Annotated in this window: 14 protein-coding genes and 1 tRNA gene; 6 read left to right on the top strand and 9 right to left on the bottom strand. The window is 64.0% G+C overall.

From position 1 onward, the window contains the following. Positions 1-10: 10 nt before the first annotated feature. A complete protein-coding gene (locus BM338_RS02505; protein WP_090449186.1) occupies positions 11-1,330 on the top strand; it encodes an ABC transporter permease in 1,320 nt (439 codons plus the stop codon). Positions 1,331-1,458: 128 nt separating this feature from the next. On the opposite strand, the gene BM338_RS02500 is transcribed toward BM338_RS02505, so the two are convergent. After that, the gene (locus BM338_RS02500; RefSeq protein WP_090449185.1) at positions 1,459-2,895 is read right to left on the bottom strand and encodes an MFS transporter; all 1,437 of its coding nucleotides are present in this window, start codon (positions 2,893-2,895) and stop codon (positions 1,459-1,461) included. Between the two features lie 115 nt (positions 2,896-3,010). On the opposite strand from BM338_RS02500, the gene BM338_RS02495 reads away from it, so the two are divergent. Further along, positions 3,011-3,886, top strand: coding sequence for a LysR family transcriptional regulator (locus tag BM338_RS02495; RefSeq protein ID WP_090449184.1), 876 nt, complete (start codon positions 3,011-3,013; stop codon positions 3,884-3,886). Between the two features lie 80 nt (positions 3,887-3,966). Here the strand turns inward: BM338_RS02495 and BM338_RS02490 are convergent, their stop codons facing one another. From BM338_RS02490 to BM338_RS02480, 3 genes are all read right to left on the bottom strand, one after another. Further along, the gene (locus BM338_RS02490; protein WP_177229205.1) at positions 3,967-5,379 is read right to left on the bottom strand and encodes a short-chain fatty acid transporter; all 1,413 of its coding nucleotides are present in this window, start codon (positions 5,377-5,379) and stop codon (positions 3,967-3,969) included. A gap of 140 nt (positions 5,380-5,519) precedes the next feature. Then, positions 5,520-6,440 (bottom strand): drug/metabolite exporter YedA, encoded by a 921-nt coding sequence (gene yedA / locus BM338_RS02485; RefSeq protein ID WP_090449183.1) that lies wholly within the window; start codon positions 6,438-6,440, stop codon positions 5,520-5,522. Between the two features lie 344 nt (positions 6,441-6,784). After that, on the bottom strand, positions 6,785-7,054 hold the full coding sequence (locus BM338_RS02480; RefSeq protein WP_090449182.1) for a hypothetical protein: 270 nt from the start codon (positions 7,052-7,054) through the stop codon (positions 6,785-6,787). A 78-nt stretch (positions 7,055-7,132) separates the two neighbouring features. Here BM338_RS02480 and BM338_RS02475 point away from each other — a divergent pair, with 78 nt between their 5' ends. Further along, complete coding sequence (locus tag BM338_RS02475; RefSeq protein ID WP_090449181.1) at positions 7,133-7,474, top strand: Rieske (2Fe-2S) protein; 342 nt, start codon at positions 7,133-7,135, stop codon at positions 7,472-7,474. A gap of 13 nt (positions 7,475-7,487) precedes the next feature. Here the strand turns inward: BM338_RS02475 and BM338_RS02470 are convergent, their stop codons facing one another. The 5 genes from BM338_RS02470 to BM338_RS02450 all read right to left on the bottom strand — a co-directional run bounded on the left by BM338_RS02470 (position 7,488) and on the right by BM338_RS02450 (position 13,909). After that, a complete protein-coding gene (locus tag BM338_RS02470) occupies positions 7,488-9,305 on the bottom strand; it encodes an SLC13 family permease (RefSeq protein ID WP_090449180.1) in 1,818 nt (605 codons plus the stop codon). Positions 9,306-9,484: 179 nt separating this feature from the next. Beyond that, complete coding sequence (gene trmB / locus BM338_RS02465; RefSeq protein ID WP_090449179.1) at positions 9,485-10,186, bottom strand: tRNA (guanosine(46)-N7)-methyltransferase TrmB; 702 nt, start codon at positions 10,184-10,186, stop codon at positions 9,485-9,487. 163 nt (positions 10,187-10,349) lie between these two features. After that, on the bottom strand, positions 10,350-11,150 hold the full coding sequence (locus BM338_RS02460) for a thiazole synthase (RefSeq protein WP_090449178.1): 801 nt from the start codon (positions 11,148-11,150) through the stop codon (positions 10,350-10,352). Positions 11,151-11,191: 41 nt separating this feature from the next. Continuing rightward, positions 11,192-11,392 carry a sulfur carrier protein ThiS gene (gene thiS / locus BM338_RS02455; RefSeq protein WP_090449177.1) on the bottom strand — a complete coding sequence of 67 codons (201 nt, stop codon included), beginning with the start codon at positions 11,390-11,392 and terminating at the stop codon, positions 11,192-11,194. A 78-nt stretch (positions 11,393-11,470) separates the two neighbouring features. Continuing rightward, positions 11,471-13,909 (bottom strand): DUF6600 domain-containing protein, encoded by a 2,439-nt coding sequence (locus BM338_RS02450; protein WP_255367170.1) that lies wholly within the window; start codon positions 13,907-13,909, stop codon positions 11,471-11,473. A 260-nt stretch (positions 13,910-14,169) separates the two neighbouring features. On the opposite strand from BM338_RS02450, the gene BM338_RS02445 reads away from it, so the two are divergent. From BM338_RS02445 to rimK, 3 genes are all read left to right on the top strand, one after another. Further along, a tRNA-Gly gene (locus tag BM338_RS02445) sits at positions 14,170-14,243 on the top strand. Between the two features lie 58 nt (positions 14,244-14,301). Next, positions 14,302-14,769: an ATP-dependent zinc protease family protein gene (locus tag BM338_RS02440; protein ID WP_090449175.1), complete on the top strand. Its 468-nt coding sequence runs from the start codon at positions 14,302-14,304 to the stop codon at positions 14,767-14,769. After that, a complete protein-coding gene (gene rimK / locus BM338_RS02435; protein WP_090449174.1) occupies positions 14,766-15,644 on the top strand; it encodes a 30S ribosomal protein S6--L-glutamate ligase in 879 nt (292 codons plus the stop codon). Before BM338_RS02440 ends, rimK begins: the two co-directional genes overlap by 4 nt. Positions 15,645-15,769: the final 125 nt, after the last annotated feature.

Genomic DNA, 15,769 nt, shown 5'->3' with positions numbered 1-15,769 from the left:
GAGCGATGCCATGAAATTTTTGATCGGTCTTTTTACCTTCCTGGTCGTTGTCGCGGGCGTGGCTTTGTTCCTCTGGCTGCCCTGGCAGGGTCTGCTGGTGTTGCTGGTGGCGCTGGCCCTGTGGCTGTTGCTGAGCCGGCGCGGCCGGCAGACGGCGTCGATCACCGCCGTTGGCGTCAGCACCATGGCGCAGCGTCTGGGATCTTCCGCGGTCATCGTCATCGGCATCGCCGGTGTGGTCGGGGTCCTGGTGGCGATGTTCGCGATGGCCGAGGGCTATCGCGAAACCCTGCGCCGTACCGGCTCCGAAGACACCGCGATCGTGATGCGCGGCGCTTCCTCGGCAGAGGTCTCCTCCGTACTGGATCACGACAACACCGTAGTTATTGCGCAGGCACCCGGCATCGCCAAGGACGATAAAGGCAAGCCGATTGCCTCGCCGGAGCTGGTCGTCGCCGCCAATCTGCCGATGAAGGGCGGCAATCCGGAAGAGGATTTCGGTAGCGTGCAATTGCGCGGCATCGGCGACGAGGCCTGGCAGCTTCGTCCCAACGCGAAGATCATCGCCGGGCGCAAGTTCGAACCGGGCAAGTACGAGCTGGTCGCCGGCAAGGGCGCGCAGCGTCAGTTTGCCGGGCTGGAGCCGGGGAAAGAGATCAAGCTGGGCAACCAGAAGTGGACTGTTACGGGCATCTTCGCTTCCAACGACGCCATGGATTCCGAGTTGTGGGGCGACGCTGGCGTGATCGGCCCAGCCTATCGGCGCGGCTCCAGCGTGACGACGGTGTTCGCACGCCTCACCGGACCTGCTGCTTTCGATCAGTTCAAGGCAGCGCTGACGTCGGATCCGCGTCTGCAGGTTGATGTAACGACCACGCTGGACTACTTCAGCAAACAGTCCGAAGGCACCTCCAAGGCGATCACCGTCATCGGCATCGTGGTTGGCGCGATCATGGCCATCGGTGCGGTGTTCGGCGCGCTCAATACGATGTTCGCGGCGATCGCTGCACGGGCACGCGAAATCGCCACCTTGCGGGCGATTGGCTTCCGCGGGCTGCCGGTGGTTATGGCGGTCATGCTGGAGACCATGCTGCTTGCTCTGATCGGTGGTGCGCTTGGCGGTGCGATAGCCTGGTTGATCTTCAACGGCTATACCGCGTCGACACTGGCGGCTGGCACGACGGGCCAGCTGACGTTCGAGTTCAGGGTGACGCCGGCGCTGCTTTGGGTCGGTCTTAAGTGGGCATTGGCTATCGGCTTTATTGGTGGCATATACCCAGCGCTGCGCGCTGCGCGATTGCCGGTGACCACGGCATTGCGCGAGTTGTGATCGAGAAAGGGGCTGCTGCAAAGCGGCCCCTTTTTTTTGTAGGAGCGCACCCTGTGCGCGATGCACACCGATGAACACATCGCTTCGTCCGGTTATCGCGCACAGGGTGCGCTCCTACGTTCAATGCATCACTGATGTGCTGTTGCTATGGATGCGGTTGCTTCTGTTTTTGCTCGGCCAAGCGCCAGCGATAGCAGCGTATTGAGCACCAGGGCCGCGATGTTGCAGCCAAGCCCCAACGCAAAGGCGTGCGCATAGGCGTCCACGCCAGTGTGTTCGCCCAGCGCGCTGTAGAAGACGCCGCCGATGATCGCCACGCCGAGTGCGGCGCTGATCTGCAGCGAGGTGATCACCATGCCGGAGGCGAGGCCCGCATGATGGGTATCCACGCCGCTGATCACTACCTTCATCAAGGATGGCAGTCCGATGCCGAAACCCAGTCCGGCAATCACCAGCCCCGGGATCAACAGAGCATCGGGAAGCGCATGCGTTACTGAGGCCACTACGATGCCGAAGCCCCATGCCTGAGCCGCGCAGGAAAGCGGCAGGGCGCGATGACCCAGCCGGTCCATCAGCGGTGCGGCGCTCATCGAGCCCACGAAATAGCCGAGCGTGAAGGGCAGGGTGGCAAGTCCGGTTTGCAGCGCGTTCCGCTGCAGGCCGCTCTGCATATACACCGCGTAAGTCAGAAAGAACGCGGACGTCAGGTAGAAGCCCAGAGTGATGAGGATGCCGAGGGAGAAGTCGCCATGGCGAAACAGCTGTACGTCGATCAGTGGTGTGCCGCCACGTCGTGCGACTCGCGCTTCGAAGCGGAAGAAGATGGCAAACGTCAGCAAGGATGCCGCCAGCATCAGGTAGGTCCACACCGGCCAATGTTGTTCGCGCCCTTCCACCAACGGATACACCAGCAGACCCAACGCGAGCGAAAGCAGGCCGACGCCGCCGAGATCCAGGCGCATCGCCTGCGTGGCACGTGATTCGCGCAACAGCAAGGCGCCACCGATCAGCGCCGCGATACCCACTGGCAGATTGACCAGGAAGATTAATTGCCAGCTCAAGCCCCACCAGTGCGTCGAGATCAGTACGCCGCCCAGCAGCTGGCCGAGCGTGGCGGCCAGGCCAAAGGTGGCGGCATACAGGGCTAGTGCGCGTGGTTGCTCGGCGGAGGGAAACATGACGCGGATCGAAGCCAGCACCTGCGGTGCGAGCGCCGCAGCCGTCACGCCCTGCAACATGCGGCCGGCGAGCAAGGCTTGAGGTGACCACGCCAGACCGCACAGCAGCGAGGCCAGAGTGAACCCTGTGATGCCAAGCAGAAACATGCGCCGGCGACCGAACAAATCACCTAGACGACCGCCGGTGATCAGGAACACCGCATAGATCGCCGAGTAGGCGGAAATCACAAATTGCAGTTGTGCCGCGCTGGTGTGCAATGCCGTGCGGATGGACGGCAGCGCCACGTTCACGATGAAGAAATCCAGCGGCGGCAGGAAAGCGCCGGTCAACAAAACAGGCAAAGCCAGCCAGCGCCGCGGATCGCCCGCGGCGTCATGTGTGCTCATGGTTTTCTCCGGTGATCGGCAACCAGGCCGTTTCGGCCGGTGCCCGTTCAAAGTGATGGCGGAGATGCTAGTCCCGGCCTAAGATAAGAAAAACTCATGGTCGGATATTTCAGTCATGAATGTTGAAAATGGTTATCTCGCCCGGCCGCTGGATCTGGATGCCGTGCAGGCCTTTGTGCTGGTGGCCGATCTGAACAGCTTCACCCGCGCCGCCGAAGCGCTGGACACCACCCAATCCGCGGTCAGCCTGAAGCTGAAACGGCTGGAGGATCGCCTCGGCCGGCGTCTGCTCGAGCGCACGCCGCGGCGCGTGCGGCTATCGACGGAAGGCGCGGAATTTCTCGGCGCGGCGCGCGAATTGCTGGATGCGCACGAGCGCGCGGTGAATGGTCATGTCGGCACGCGGATGAGTCTGCGCATCGGCATCAGCGATCAAGCGGCGGGTACCGATCTGCCGCTTCTGCTGGCCAAGGTGGGCGCTTATGACCGCTCGCTGCGAATCGAGGTGCGCATCGGCCCTTCCTATGGTTTGGTCAGCGCCTTCGATCGCGGTGAAGTGGATGCGGCCTTTGTATGTCGCGATGGCGCACGCACCGATGGCGAACGCCTGTTTGTGGAGCCGTATGCCTGGTATGCCGTGCCCGATTGGGAGCAGCGGGCGGATGAGCCGCTGCGCATTGCTTCCCTGGCGGCGCCGTGCACGGTGCGTGCAGGCGCGCTGAAAACGCTGGACGACGCTCATATTCCGTGGACCGAAGTTTTCGTAGGCGGTGGCTTACCCGCCGTGGTCGCCGCCGCTTCCGCGGGACTTGCCGTGGCGCCGCTGCCGCGACGCGTTTGTCCGCCCAACCTGGTTGATATCGGTGATCGTCTGGGCTTGCCGCGCCTGCCGATGACCGAGGTGGTGCTCTACAACCGCGCTACCGATACGCGCACGCGAGAAGCGGTGAGAGTGCTTGCTGCTGCATTGCGCGCGGCGACGGGTGGTTAGGCAGGTTGTGTCTGGTTATCGCGCACAGGGTGCGCTCCTACACCACCTATAGGAGCGTACCTTGTGTGCGAACCACGCCATCAAGGCATCACCGGCGGCACATACGTCAGCGTCAACCCAAGCAGCCACAGCAGGCCAAGCACCAGCGGCACGTGCACCACCAGCTGCATGAAGGTGAAGCCGACCACGTCGCGCGCTTTCAACCCCAGCACGCCAAGCAGGGGCAGCATCCAGAACGGATTGATCAGGTTCGGCAGCGCCTCGGCGGCGTTGTACACCTGTACTGCCCAGCCGAGATGCACGTGCAGATCGTTCGCAGCCTGCATTACATAGGGCGCCTCCACCAGCCACTTGCCGCCGCCAGAGGGTACGAAAAAGCCGAGTACGGCAGAGTAGATACCCATCACCAGTGAGAAGGTATCGGTCGAAGCGATATGCACGAACAGACCCGACAGCCGATGGGCCAGCGTTTCGTCGGCAAAGCCGGGTGCATGCGTGAGCAGTGCGGCGATGCCGCCGTACAACGGAAACTGGATCAATACGCCGGCTGTGCTCGGCACTGCGCGTGCCACGGCGTTGAGAAAGCTACGCGGCCGCCAGTGCAGCAACAAGCCCACGGTGAGGAATAGAAAGTTGTAGGTGTTGAGATTGGCGATCGCCGTCACCGCCGGCTTGGTGGCGAACTCGTAGCCCAGCCAGCCAAGACCGAGCAGGCCGATCAGTACTGATAGCAGTGGGCTGTATTCGAGCCACTCGCCGGGCCGCGTGCGCGGCGGCAGCGGAGGTGTGGCGCTTTCAGTGACGCCAAAGTCCTGCGCCGTGCGTGCACTTGCATCCGAGGGTGCGGTGAACCAGCAGATCAGAAGCGATACGGCGATCAGTACGGTGGTTAGCACGACTGACTGCCACAAGAAAATCGTCTGGCTGAAAGGCAGCACGCCAGTGATATTGAGCAACCCGGGCGGCATGCTTTTCGGGTTGGCCTGCAACTGCGCGGCCGATGAGGAAAGACCCATCGCCCACACCGCACCCAGACCCAGGTAGGCCGCCGCGCCGGCAGCGCGATAATCCATGCGCAAGTCGTCGCGACGCGCGAGCGAGCGCACCAGCAATCCGCCGAATACCAGCGAGAAGCCCCACGACAGCAGCGACGCCAGCATGCTGATCAGACCCACGTAGCAAATCGCACCGCGCCCGGTGCGCGGCACCCGCGCCAGCAGGTCTATAAAGCGCGCCACTACGGGTGCGGTGGCAACTACGTAGCCGCCGATCACCACGAAAGCCATCTGCATGGTGAAGGGGATCAGGCTCCAGAAGCCGTCGCCGAAGGCATTGACCGTCACCGTGGGTGTTGCGCCGAAGCCCAGTGCCGCAGCCGCCACCACCATGACACCCAGGGCAGCGAACACCCAGGCATCCGGGAACCAGCGCTCAGCCCACGCTGAGCTGCGTAGGGCCGCACGTGCCAGTGCGCCTTCTTTCGCGGTTTGCATAGCCAGTCTCCCCAAATGAGCAGATGGTCAGCCTATGGGGAAACGTGGGCAATACGATCTTGGTCGCAGGTATGTTGCTTAGATCAAGAACAGCTTGGTCCGTGCCTTGATAGCGCCAAATGCTGGCTTAAAGAAGCCTGCTACGCCTTTGCCCGCTGCTTGAACATGGTGATGATGCCCACGCCGACCAGAATGACCGCCATGCCGGCCAGATCGTACGGTGCGACATGCTCACCGGCAAACAGCACGCCGAACAACACAGCTACCGGCGGATTGACGTAGGCATAGCTGGTCGCCACGGCCGGCCGTGCATGTTTCAGCACATAAAGGTAGGCGCTGAAGGCGACAAGCGAACCGAAGACCACCAGATAGCCCGTTGCCAACGTGGCGCGCAGCGTCGGTTGCGCCGGGAAGTGTTCGCCGGTGCCAAAGCCCACCAACAACAGGGCGACGCTGGCGCAAAGCATTTGCGCGGCGGTATTCATCGGACCCGCGGGCATCTCCTGGCGCTTGCTCCAGATCGAGCCGAAGGCCCAACTGCCGGCCGCCACGATCAGCGCCAGCGCACCCAGGCGCGATGCCGACAGTCCGGTGCCGAGGTTCAGTACGACGACGCCGGCGAAGCCAATCAGCAGGCCGATGCTTTCGCGCCGGCTCGGCCATTGCCCGTACATGCCCGAGAATAAGGCGGCGAACAGCGGCATGCTGGCGACCGCGACGGCAGAGATGCCGGAACTTACACTCTGCTCCGCGAAACACACCAGGCCGTTACCGAAGCCGAGCAGGAGAGTGCCGGTGATCGCCGCGTTACGCCATTGAAGCGGTGTTGGTCTGGCCACGCCGCGCAGTCGCAGGAAGCCGAACAGCAGCACGCCGGCGCAGAGGAAGCGCATGCCCGCGAGCAGAAACGGCGGGTAGCTTTCCAGCGCGTAGCGGATACCCAGGTAGGTCGAGCCCCAGATGATGTACAGCGCAAACAGCGCGAGCGGAATCAATACGCGCGAATCGGCGACGGGGGCTGGCACCGCGCTGGTGGCGGGTGTAGGGGACGAGTCAGTCATGAGCGAGGACGGGGAAGTAGACATCGCGGCGCGGATGCTCGAACTAGTCTAACGGTTAGCCAAGATAATTCGTGGCGAAGCGCGGCAGTAGTGAGCTCTTTGCAAGACAGGCTTGAGATGCGATCAAGGCGGCGCGCTCCCAGCACGCGGGTACGCGTCCTTCCATCAGTCTTTTGGATGCCGCGCTATCGGAGCCAGGAGTCGCGACGCAACAACCGCAGGCGGCGGCAACCCAAAGTCGGCCTGGCGGTGTATCCGCTATGTTGTGCTGGTATGTAACCGCACCGCGAGCCGGATGCCGTCAGGCTGATAACAGGAACGGACGAGCGCGCTCCGGGCAGCGCTTAGTGAGCAGCCGGGCCGGTTTGGCGCAGCACCACGAACTCGCCTTCCAATACTTCCGGCTTGTGCGTGCCTGCCGCGTTACGCTTCGCGCCACGGCCGCGCGTCCACTGACGCACTGCCAATAGCAAACCGCCACCGACCAACAGCACGCTGACCACCACCAGCCCGAACACCAGCAGTACGCCTATCAAGGCCACGCCCACCAACAGGGACAGGGCACGGACCAGCGGGTGGCGGGAACGACGCGGAGAAGGCAGCACGAAACGCATGTGTTAAAAATCCGTGTGGTAAAATCAATGACTTACGTGCGTAACGATGGGGCTTTCGGGCCGGAGAGACAAGTGCCGATGGATACAGCGAACCCGATACAGCCCCTTTGCCGGCTGGACGATATTCCCGATGGCGAAGCCATTGCCGTAGACGCCTCCCTGCCCGAGGGCGAGGAAAGTCTCATCCTTGTCCGCAAGGGTGAGGCCGCGCATGCCTATCTCAATATCTGTCCGCACGCCGGGCGCAGGCTGGATTGGGCGCCGGGGAAATTCCTGTTGAAGGACGGCATCCTGATTTGCGCTGCGCATGGCGCGAGCTTCCAGATCGGGGATGGTTTGTGTGTGGGCGGACCGTGTCGCGGCGATCGTCTGCGTGCGGTGGATGTAGCCATCGTGGATGGTGAAGTGCGCCTCGCCTGATCGTGTCGGGCCGTCAGCGGAACATCAGGTTGATCACCACCAGGGTGATCACCAGCACGATGGCGGTCAGCGGCAGGCCGACGCGCAGGAAGTCCTTGCCGCGATAGCCGCCGGGGCCAGCCACCATCATCAAGGCCGGGTGGCCCGAGCTGAGCAGGAAGGTGTTGGACGAGGACACCGCAACGATCAGCGCGTACGCCGATGGGTTGCCGCCGGTAGCTACGGCCACGCTGATGGCGATGGGCACCATCATCACGGTCGCACCGACGTTCGACATCACCTGCGAGAACAACAGGGTCAGCACCGCCAGGCACAACTGCAGCAGCCATGGCGAGGCGCTGCCGAGATGCTGCAGTACTTCCTGTGCGACCCACGCGGCGGTGCCGGTGGCGTCCATCGACCAGCCCAGTGGAATCAGGCAGGCGGTGACGAAGATGGTCTTCCAGTTGATCGCTCTGTATGCCTCATCCATGTTCAGCACACCAGTAAGCAACATGCCGATGGCACCAGTCATCATGGCTACCGACAGGTCGAGGTGGGTGAACAGGGCCAGGCACTTGGCCAGTACGAAGAAGCCGACGGCCTGCCAGATCTTGCCGGGGCGCTGCTCTTCTTTCGGGATGTCGGTGACAACCACCAGGTCCTTGTCTTCCGTAGCCAGTCCCAGATCGCGCCAACTACTGTGCAACACCAGCGTGTCGCCTGCGCGCAGGCTGACCGAACGCACGTCGTCGCGAAATACCTGATCGCCGCGATTCACCGCCAGCACCGAAATGCCATAGCGTTTGCGCAGTCGCAGCTCGCCCACGCTCTGCTTGATGAAGCGTGAACTCGGTGGAATCACCGCCTCGGAAATACCCGCGCGGGTCGGATTGAACAGCTCGCCCAATTGCCGCATGCGTGGCGAGAGTCTGCACAGCTGGTTGTTGGCGAACTGGTTGAGCTGTTCGCGCGGACCCAGCACGCCGAGCACGGAGCCGACCCAGATCACGTGATCCACCGGCGGTGCCATGCGCGATTCGGTGCCGCTCTTGATCGCCAGGATCAGCGGTGCGCCGTACAACTGCTCCACTTCGCCGATGCTCATGCCAACCAGCGGGCTTTCCGCGGTGACGGTCAGCTCAGCGGTTTCGCCGACGATGCCGTAGGTCTCGGCAAAGTAGCTCTCGGTGCGGCCCGGCGTGACCTTCAGTCGCTCATCCTCGCGCTCCGGCAGCAGCTTGCGCGAGAAGAGGTAGAAGAACAGCACGCCCGTCAGCGCCAGCACCAGACCGACCGGGGTCACGCTGAAGAGGCCGAACTTCGGGATCGTATGCGCGCCTGCCGGCAGGTTGGCATTCGCGCTGGCGATCAAGTCGTTGAGCACGATCAGCGGCGAGTTCGCGATCAGCGTGGTGTTGGTCGCGGTAAGAATGCAAAACGCCATCGGCAACAGCAGCCGCGATATCGGCACGCCGGTGCGCGCGGCCAGGCGGCTGGTCACCGGGATCATCAGCGCAGCCAGCGCCTGGCTGGGAATCACCGCACTGAACAGGCTGGTGACCAGGTTGATCACTACACCTAGGCGCGACTCGACGCCGCGCGCCATGCGCATCACGAAATTAGCGGTGAGGCCGAGCACGCCGGCGCGGTCCAGTCCCGCGCCCATGATCATGATCGCGATGATGGCGATAACCGCGTTACCGGCGAAGCCGTTGAACACGCGTTCGGAGGGAATCAGCCCGGTGAGGCCGATCACCACCACCACCAGCAAGGCCACCATGTCGGCGCGGATCCACTCCAGCACCAGCATCAGCATGGTGAAGCCCACCAGCCCGAGTACCAGGATCATTTCGGGGGTGAGCGAGAGTCCCACTAGCTGGCGCCCTTGAGAGCCAGCGGACCACGGTGGATGCGATTGTGCAGTGGGTGCTTCACGCTGCGACGGCTCGTCCCTGTTTAAGGGGCGAGTATAAGCGTGGCGACGTGATAGCTGGTGAATCGATGCCTACGCTGTGAGGCATCTCGCGCTTATACCTTGCGGTAAAGCAGATCCCACACACCATGCCCCAGCTTCAGCCCGCGACGCTCGAAGTGGGTCTCGATGCGCCACTCCGGCTTCTCGGCGTACTGGCCTGGGCCAAGCTGATTGCGCCAGTCCGGTGCGGCTTCCATCACTTCAAGCATGTACTCGGCGTACGGTTGCCAGTCGGTGGCGAGATGCAGCAGGCCATCGGGTGCCATGCGCGAAGCGAGCAGGGCGACGAATTCGGGCTGGATGATGCGGCGCTTGTTGTGGCGTTTCTTGTGCCAGGGATCGGGGAACCAGATGCGTGCCTCAGCCAGCGTGCCGGGAGCGATCTCATGCTCCAGTACTTCGACGGCATCGTGCTTGTAGAGGCGCACATTGCTCGCGTTGCGGGCGGCGAGCGCATTCATCAGGCGGCCGACGCCGGGGCCATGCACTTCGATGCCGAGATAGTCGCGCGCCTGGTCGTGCTCACTGGCCCAGGCCAGCGCCTCGCCATTGCCGAAACCGATCTCCATCACCAGCGGCGCCTGGCGGCCAAAGCGCGCGGCGTAATCCTGTGGCGTGTCGGCATAGTCGATGCCAAAGCGAGCCCAGTACTCGTCGAATGCTCGCTGTTGCGCGGGTGTCATGCGTCCTTCGCGCAGCACGAAGCTACGGATGCGGCGCATGTACTCGGGCTTGCTGGCGTCGTCGTGGGTCATGGGAGCTCGAGGCGTGTAACTCCCCCCCTGCTAGCAGGGGGGGGAGGGGTGAGTACTTGAGACAGCGTTGGGAGAGAGGTTTTCGCAAGCGCCTACCCCCTCCCAGGCTCCCCCTGTCCCACGGGACTAGCTTCGCGTCGCGAGCAGGGGGAAGAGCAGAGCTTCAACCAATCGTGCCGTCGATCGGGCTGGATGCCGAGGCAAAGCGCTTGCGCGGAATGCGCCCGGCCCGGAACGCCGCGCGGCCGGCCTGGATCGCCAGCTTCATCGCATGCGCCATCAGCACCGGATCCTTGGCGCCAGCGATGGCGGTATTCATCAGCACGCCGTCGCAGCCCAGCTCCATCGCGATCGCTGCGTCCGAAGCGGTGCCCACGCCAGCGTCGACGATGATCGGCACCTTGGCGTTCTCGATGATCTCGAGCAGGTTGTAGCGGTTCTGGATACCCAGGCCCGAGCCGATCGGCGCGGCCAGCGGCATCACCGCTACGCAGCCGATCTCTTCAAGGCGCTTGGCCAGGATCGGGTCGTCGCTGGTGTAGACCATCACGTCGAAACCATCGGCGACCAGGGTCTCGGCGGCCTTGAGGGTTTCCACTACGTCGGGGAACAGCGTGCGCTGGTCGCCCAGCACTTCCAGCTTCACCAGTTTGTGGCCGTCTAACAGTTCGCGCGCCAGCTTGCAGGTGCGCACGGCGTCGACCGCGTTGTAGCAGCCGGCGGTGTTGGGCAGCAGGGTGAATTCTTCCGGCGGCAGCGCATCGAGCAGGTTGGGCTGGCTGGCGTCCTGGCCGATATTCACCCGGCGGATCGCCACCGTGACGATCTCGGCGCCGGCGGCCTGCGAGGCGCGGCGGGTCTCATCGAAATCTTTGTATTTGCCGGTGCCAGTGAGCAGGCGCGAGCCATAGCTCTGGCCGGCGATGATCAACGGGTCGGTGGTATCGAAAGTCTTGGTATTCATGGCGTGATCTTGGGGCAGGGCGACGAGGGGCGCGGCTGGGTTCAGCCGCCGCCGATGGCGTGGACGATCTCGATCTGGTCGCCTTCGGCCAGCACCCATTCGATGTGCATGCTGCGGGGGACGATCTCGCGGTTCACTTCCACGGCTACGCGGCGGTCGCCGTAACCGGCTTCCTGCAGCAATTGGGCGACCGTGGTTCCGTTGGCGCAGTCACGTGGGCTGCCATTGAGCGTGATTTGCATCCGCCTATTGTAGCCGCTAAGGCTGGGAATGCCGGTTTCGCGCAGAAAAAAGGCCCGGCGCAGGGCCGGGCCTTGGTCTCAGTTGTGTTGTTCGTCCTTGTTGTGGGGACGGTGTTCATCGCGATTCGGCGGTGGGTTGTTATGCGGCTGCTCGCGAGGTTGCGGGTTGTTCTGCGGCATGGGTTGTGGACGCGGCGGCGGTGGCGGCGGCTGGTAGGCGCGGGGTTGGGGTTGGGGCTGCGGTTCGCGCATGCGCGGCATCGGCGGCTCCACTCGCTGCGGGGCCTGTTCCACGCGCGGCTGCGGTTCGGGGCGCTGCTGCTGAGCCTGATAGGCCGGACGCGGCGCCGGGCGGTCGATGCGCTGGTTCTCAATAGGGGCAGCATTGCCCATATCCCGACCGCGAGGCTGCGGCACTGGCTCGTTGCGCGGCACGGCGGGAGCGGGCCGGCTCCTGTCGGGCATGTTCTGCCCGGGAATGTTTTCCAACTGCGGGTTGCGGGCCTGCGGATTGTCCTGTGCGTGGTTGTAATGCGGCACGTCGGGCAGGGTGCCCCGCGGCTGGGCCTGGGCGGCCTGTTGCGCCGCACGGGCACGATTTTCCTGCGCATTGGGGATATAACTCACGCCCGGTCGCGGTGCCTGGTTCTGTGGCGGCGGAGTGCGGTCGCCACGATTCGGCACGGCTTCGCGCCCGGCTACGTCCTGGTTGGCATTCGGGTGAGCAAAGCGTGCCGAAGGCAGTTCGTTCGGGCGCATGCTCGGACGGTTGCCGGCGGCGTCTTCGGCGCGGCGCAGGTCTGCTGCGTTGGCGGCGGGCGGCAGTGCGGCCGTGTTGGGCATCTGACGATTACCCACTGGCGGCAGGCGTGCTGGCACCGTGGCTACATTGCCGGGCGCCGGTGCAGCGTTGCCTAGTGCGGGACGTCCGGGATTTGGCTGCGTATTGAGCAAGCGCACGTTGGTGGGTGCGGCAACGGCCGTCGGACGCTCGAAGCGGTTGGGGCGTGCATTATCCGGTCCGCCCAACGGGCGCGTCGCGGCGCTGGGGGGCGGCGCGCGACGGGCCACCACCTCACGCTGGAAGCCAGCCGCCGGCAGCGGCCTCGCCTGCGGGTTGCGCGGCGGTGCAAAGCTGGCCTGATTCGGACGGATGGCGATGCCTCGCGGCAGCACCGGCGCCGCAGCCAGCTGGTGCGGATCGACGTGCATCAGGTTGCGCTGCACATTCTTCGCCGAAGCGAAATTCTGTCCAGATACCGCAGTCAGGCCGCGGGGCGCGTCGCGGTTCGCATAGGCCATGCGCGGCTGCGGTTGCCCGTTGCGGAAATAGTTGTACTGGTTGTTGATGTTGTTGATGACCGTGGTGCGGTTATAGGTGTTGTGGACGTTGATATTGGTGACGTTGACGTTGGTGTAGTAGTTGCGGCTGGCGCGGTACCACGGGTTGTAGACCTCGCGCGGTCCCAGCGGGAACCAGCCCACCGGCGCACCGCCGCCGATGCCGATCGACACGCTCCAGTTGTTGCCGCCGACGAAGGCGACCAGCGCTGGCGCATATACCGGACGCACCGCGATCGGCCCTGGCACCCAGCCCCAGGCGTCGCGCACATAGGCCCAACGGCCGTAGTGGTAAGGCGCGAAGCCCCACGGCGAGTCGTCCACCCAGGTCCAGCCCCACGGCGCCACATAGGCCCAGTGGCCGGTGCGGTAGGGCGCCCAGTCGACCGCGACGTGAGAGGGGTACCAGACGGCGCCGTAGTCGGGGTCGTCGCGCCAGTCGCCGTTGTTGTCCAGATCCTGGTAACCCACCACTTCTTCCGATACGTAGCGGCGGCTGGGTGACTGCTCGTAGCGCTGATCGCGCTGATAGCTCCAGTCATCGAAAGCATCGCCGCGGCTACCGATATCGTTGAGCGTCACGTTATTGAGAGAGGAGTCGGCAAACTCATAGCGCGTACCGGCATCTACTTGGCGCTGTGCGTTGTTCTCGCCATAAACCATGGCGTGACCGCGGAACGCGGTGACTTCCGTGGTGCGGCCGTCACGGTCGACGTCCACGCGGAAGGTGCCGGGCTGATTGACCACCAGGGCCACGGTGGGTGTGTCGATTTCGTAACTCTGCCCCTGGCCCAGATTGCGCACGGCGAGATTGAGCGAGCCCTGAGTCAGTTCGACTTGGGCCACCTGGTCATTGAGATCGAGAAAACCGAAATCGCTGCCTTCCGCCATGCGCAGGCTGCCGCCGCCCAGTTCCAGTTCGGCCCGGGCGCCCGGGCCGGTGGAAAGACGGTCGCCGGTGGTCAGCGGGCGATTGACGCTGGCGTCGCTCCACTCCTTGGCGCCGGCGGGAAGCAGGCCAAGATCGCCGGACATATAGGAAAGACGTGCAACACGCGAAGGCGGGTCGCCGGCGCCGTTATCGGTCTGTTGTGCCTGCGCCAAGCCGGCCGCGCAGAACAGCAGCGAAGTGGCCAGCAGCGGCAGGGCGCGCAGAGTGCGGGAAGAGATACGCATGACGTGCTCCATGGACGCGATGCATTTGACAAGGTTCGCCCGGAGAAACGTGCGTGGGGTGCCGGGCGCTGACGGCCCGATTATGCGCATGCGATTTTCCGTACAGCGCATGCTGACCCGCTGCGCCGGCGGCATGATTCAGCCAGCCGCCATGTCCGGTTCACCACGCATTAGGTCGCGCCTCAGCGGCGGCAAAGCATTGCCGCCGGCAGGGGATGGTTCCAAACCCCGCAGGTCCCGGGTTACCATCCGCCGACGTTGCGGGTGTAGCTCAATGGTAGAGCTGTAGCTTCCCAAGCTACTGACGAGGGTTCGATTCCCTTCACCCGCTCCAACTCCGCTCCGTTCCCCACTGAGCTCTTCCTTCCCCCGAAACCCTGCGTGCGCTGACGATGGCGGATGTGATTACCCCGTGTCTTATGACTTTGGGTTGGCGGGAACGTTTGGCGTTGCCCGAACTCGGCATCGCCACGCTCAAGGCCAAGCTCGATACCGGTGCGCGCAGCAGCTCGCTGCACGTGGACACACTGGAAAGCTTCGAGCGCGATGGCGCCACCTGGTTGCGTTTCACCGTCAGCACCGGCCGCAAGCATCACCTGAGTGTGCAATGCGAAGCGCCAGCGCTGGATCGCCGCGTGGTGACCGATACTGGTGGCCGGCGCACCCAGCGCTGGTTCATCCGCAGCGAGGTGTCGCTGGCCGGCCAGCGTTTCAGCGTCGACATCAATCTGACCGACCGCCGCCATATGCTGTTTCCCATGCTGCTTGGCCGTACGGCCCTGCTGGGACGCTTCGCGGTGGACCCGGCACTCTCCTATACCCAGCCGCGTGCGTTGCATGCAGCCACGGATGCCCCATGAAGATAGCCATTCTTTCCCGCAACACTCGGTTGTATTCCACCCAGCGGTTGGTGGAGGTGGCGCGTGAGCGCGGCCACGTCGTCCGTGTGCTCGATCCGTTGCGCTGCTATGTGCGCATAGCACCGGGTGATGTGGCGATCCGCTACAAGGGCAAGCCGCTGCGCGACATCGACGCGGTGATCCCCCGCATCGGCACCACCAGCACCTTTTATGGCACCGCCGTGTTGCGTCAGCTGGAAATGATGGGGGTGTACACGCCCAATCCGTCCGATGCGGTGCTGCGCGCGCGTGACAAGCTGCGCGCCTTGCAGATCCTGGCCGCGCAGGGGCTGGACATGCCGGTCACGGTGTTTGGCGACAACCCGGACGACACCTCAGACGTGCTGGCCATGCTCGGCGACCCGCCGCACGTGATCAAACTCAACGAAGGCAGCCAGGGCACCGGCGTAGTGCTGGCCGAAAAGCGCAGCGCCTCGCAGAGCGTGATCGAAGCCTTCCGCGGTCTCTACGCCAACTTCCTGGTGCAGGAGTTCATCGGCGAAGCCAACGGCAGCGATCTGCGCTGTTTCGTGGTGGGTGGCAAGGTGGTCGCCGCCATGCAGCGCGATGCCAGCCCGGGTGAGTTCCGCGCCAACCTGCATCGCGGCGGCACCGCGTCGGCCGCCGTACTCAGCACCGAAGAAAAGCAGATCGCCGTGCGCGCCGCCAAGGCGCTAGGGCTGGGCATCGCCGGTGTCGATCTGCTTCGTTCCAAACGTGGACCGCTGATTCTGGAAGTGAATGCCTCGCCTGGCCTCGAAGGCATCGAGGCGGCTACCGGCGTGGACGTATCCGCCCACATCATCAAGCACCTGGAACAGCACGCGAAAAAGTGACGCGGTAGTCGTGCGTCGTACGGGTGCTGAACGGTTAACAGCGAAGTGAGTACGGGTTAACTCCACCGTAACTCCGCCCACCCTATAAAGACCCCACTGCAATTTGCTCGGCACTTCAACCGCTA

The sequence above is a fragment of the Dyella sp. OK004 genome, from assembly GCF_900114495.1.
Classification (GTDB): Bacteria; Pseudomonadota; Gammaproteobacteria; order Xanthomonadales; family Rhodanobacteraceae; genus Dyella_D.
This window is presented reverse-complemented; position numbering and strand designations above follow the sequence as displayed.

Excerpts from the sequence above, each read along its gene's own strand:
- BM338_RS02495 (WP_090449184.1), top strand. The coding sequence starts at position 3,011 with ATGAATGTTGAAAATGGTTATCTCGCCCGGCCGCTGGATCTGGATGCC.
- BM338_RS02450 (WP_255367170.1), bottom strand. The coding sequence starts at position 13,909 with ATGCGTATCTCTTCCCGCACTCTGCGCGCCCTGCCGCTGCTGGCCACT.
- BM338_RS02475 (WP_090449181.1), top strand. The coding sequence starts at position 7,133 with ATGGATACAGCGAACCCGATACAGCCCCTTTGCCGGCTGGACGATATT.
- yedA (WP_090449183.1), bottom strand. The coding sequence starts at position 6,440 with ATGACTGACTCGTCCCCTACACCCGCCACCAGCGCGGTGCCAGCCCCC.
- BM338_RS02470 (WP_090449180.1), bottom strand. The coding sequence starts at position 9,305 with ATGATCCTGGTACTCGGGCTGGTGGGCTTCACCATGCTGATGCTGGTG.
- BM338_RS02490 (WP_177229205.1), bottom strand. The coding sequence starts at position 5,379 with ATGCAAACCGCGAAAGAAGGCGCACTGGCACGTGCGGCCCTACGCAGC.
- BM338_RS02505 (WP_090449186.1), top strand. The coding sequence starts at position 11 with ATGAAATTTTTGATCGGTCTTTTTACCTTCCTGGTCGTTGTCGCGGGC.
- BM338_RS02500 (WP_090449185.1), bottom strand. The coding sequence starts at position 2,895 with ATGAGCACACATGACGCCGCGGGCGATCCGCGGCGCTGGCTGGCTTTG.
- BM338_RS02440 (WP_090449175.1), top strand. The coding sequence starts at position 14,302 with ATGGCGGATGTGATTACCCCGTGTCTTATGACTTTGGGTTGGCGGGAA.
- BM338_RS02460 (WP_090449178.1), bottom strand. The coding sequence starts at position 11,150 with ATGAATACCAAGACTTTCGATACCACCGACCCGTTGATCATCGCCGGC.
- rimK (WP_090449174.1), top strand. The coding sequence starts at position 14,766 with ATGAAGATAGCCATTCTTTCCCGCAACACTCGGTTGTATTCCACCCAG.
- thiS (WP_090449177.1), bottom strand. The coding sequence starts at position 11,392 with ATGCAAATCACGCTCAATGGCAGCCCACGTGACTGCGCCAACGGAACC.
- BM338_RS02480 (WP_090449182.1), bottom strand. The coding sequence starts at position 7,054 with ATGCGTTTCGTGCTGCCTTCTCCGCGTCGTTCCCGCCACCCGCTGGTC.
- trmB (WP_090449179.1), bottom strand. The coding sequence starts at position 10,186 with ATGACCCACGACGACGCCAGCAAGCCCGAGTACATGCGCCGCATCCGT.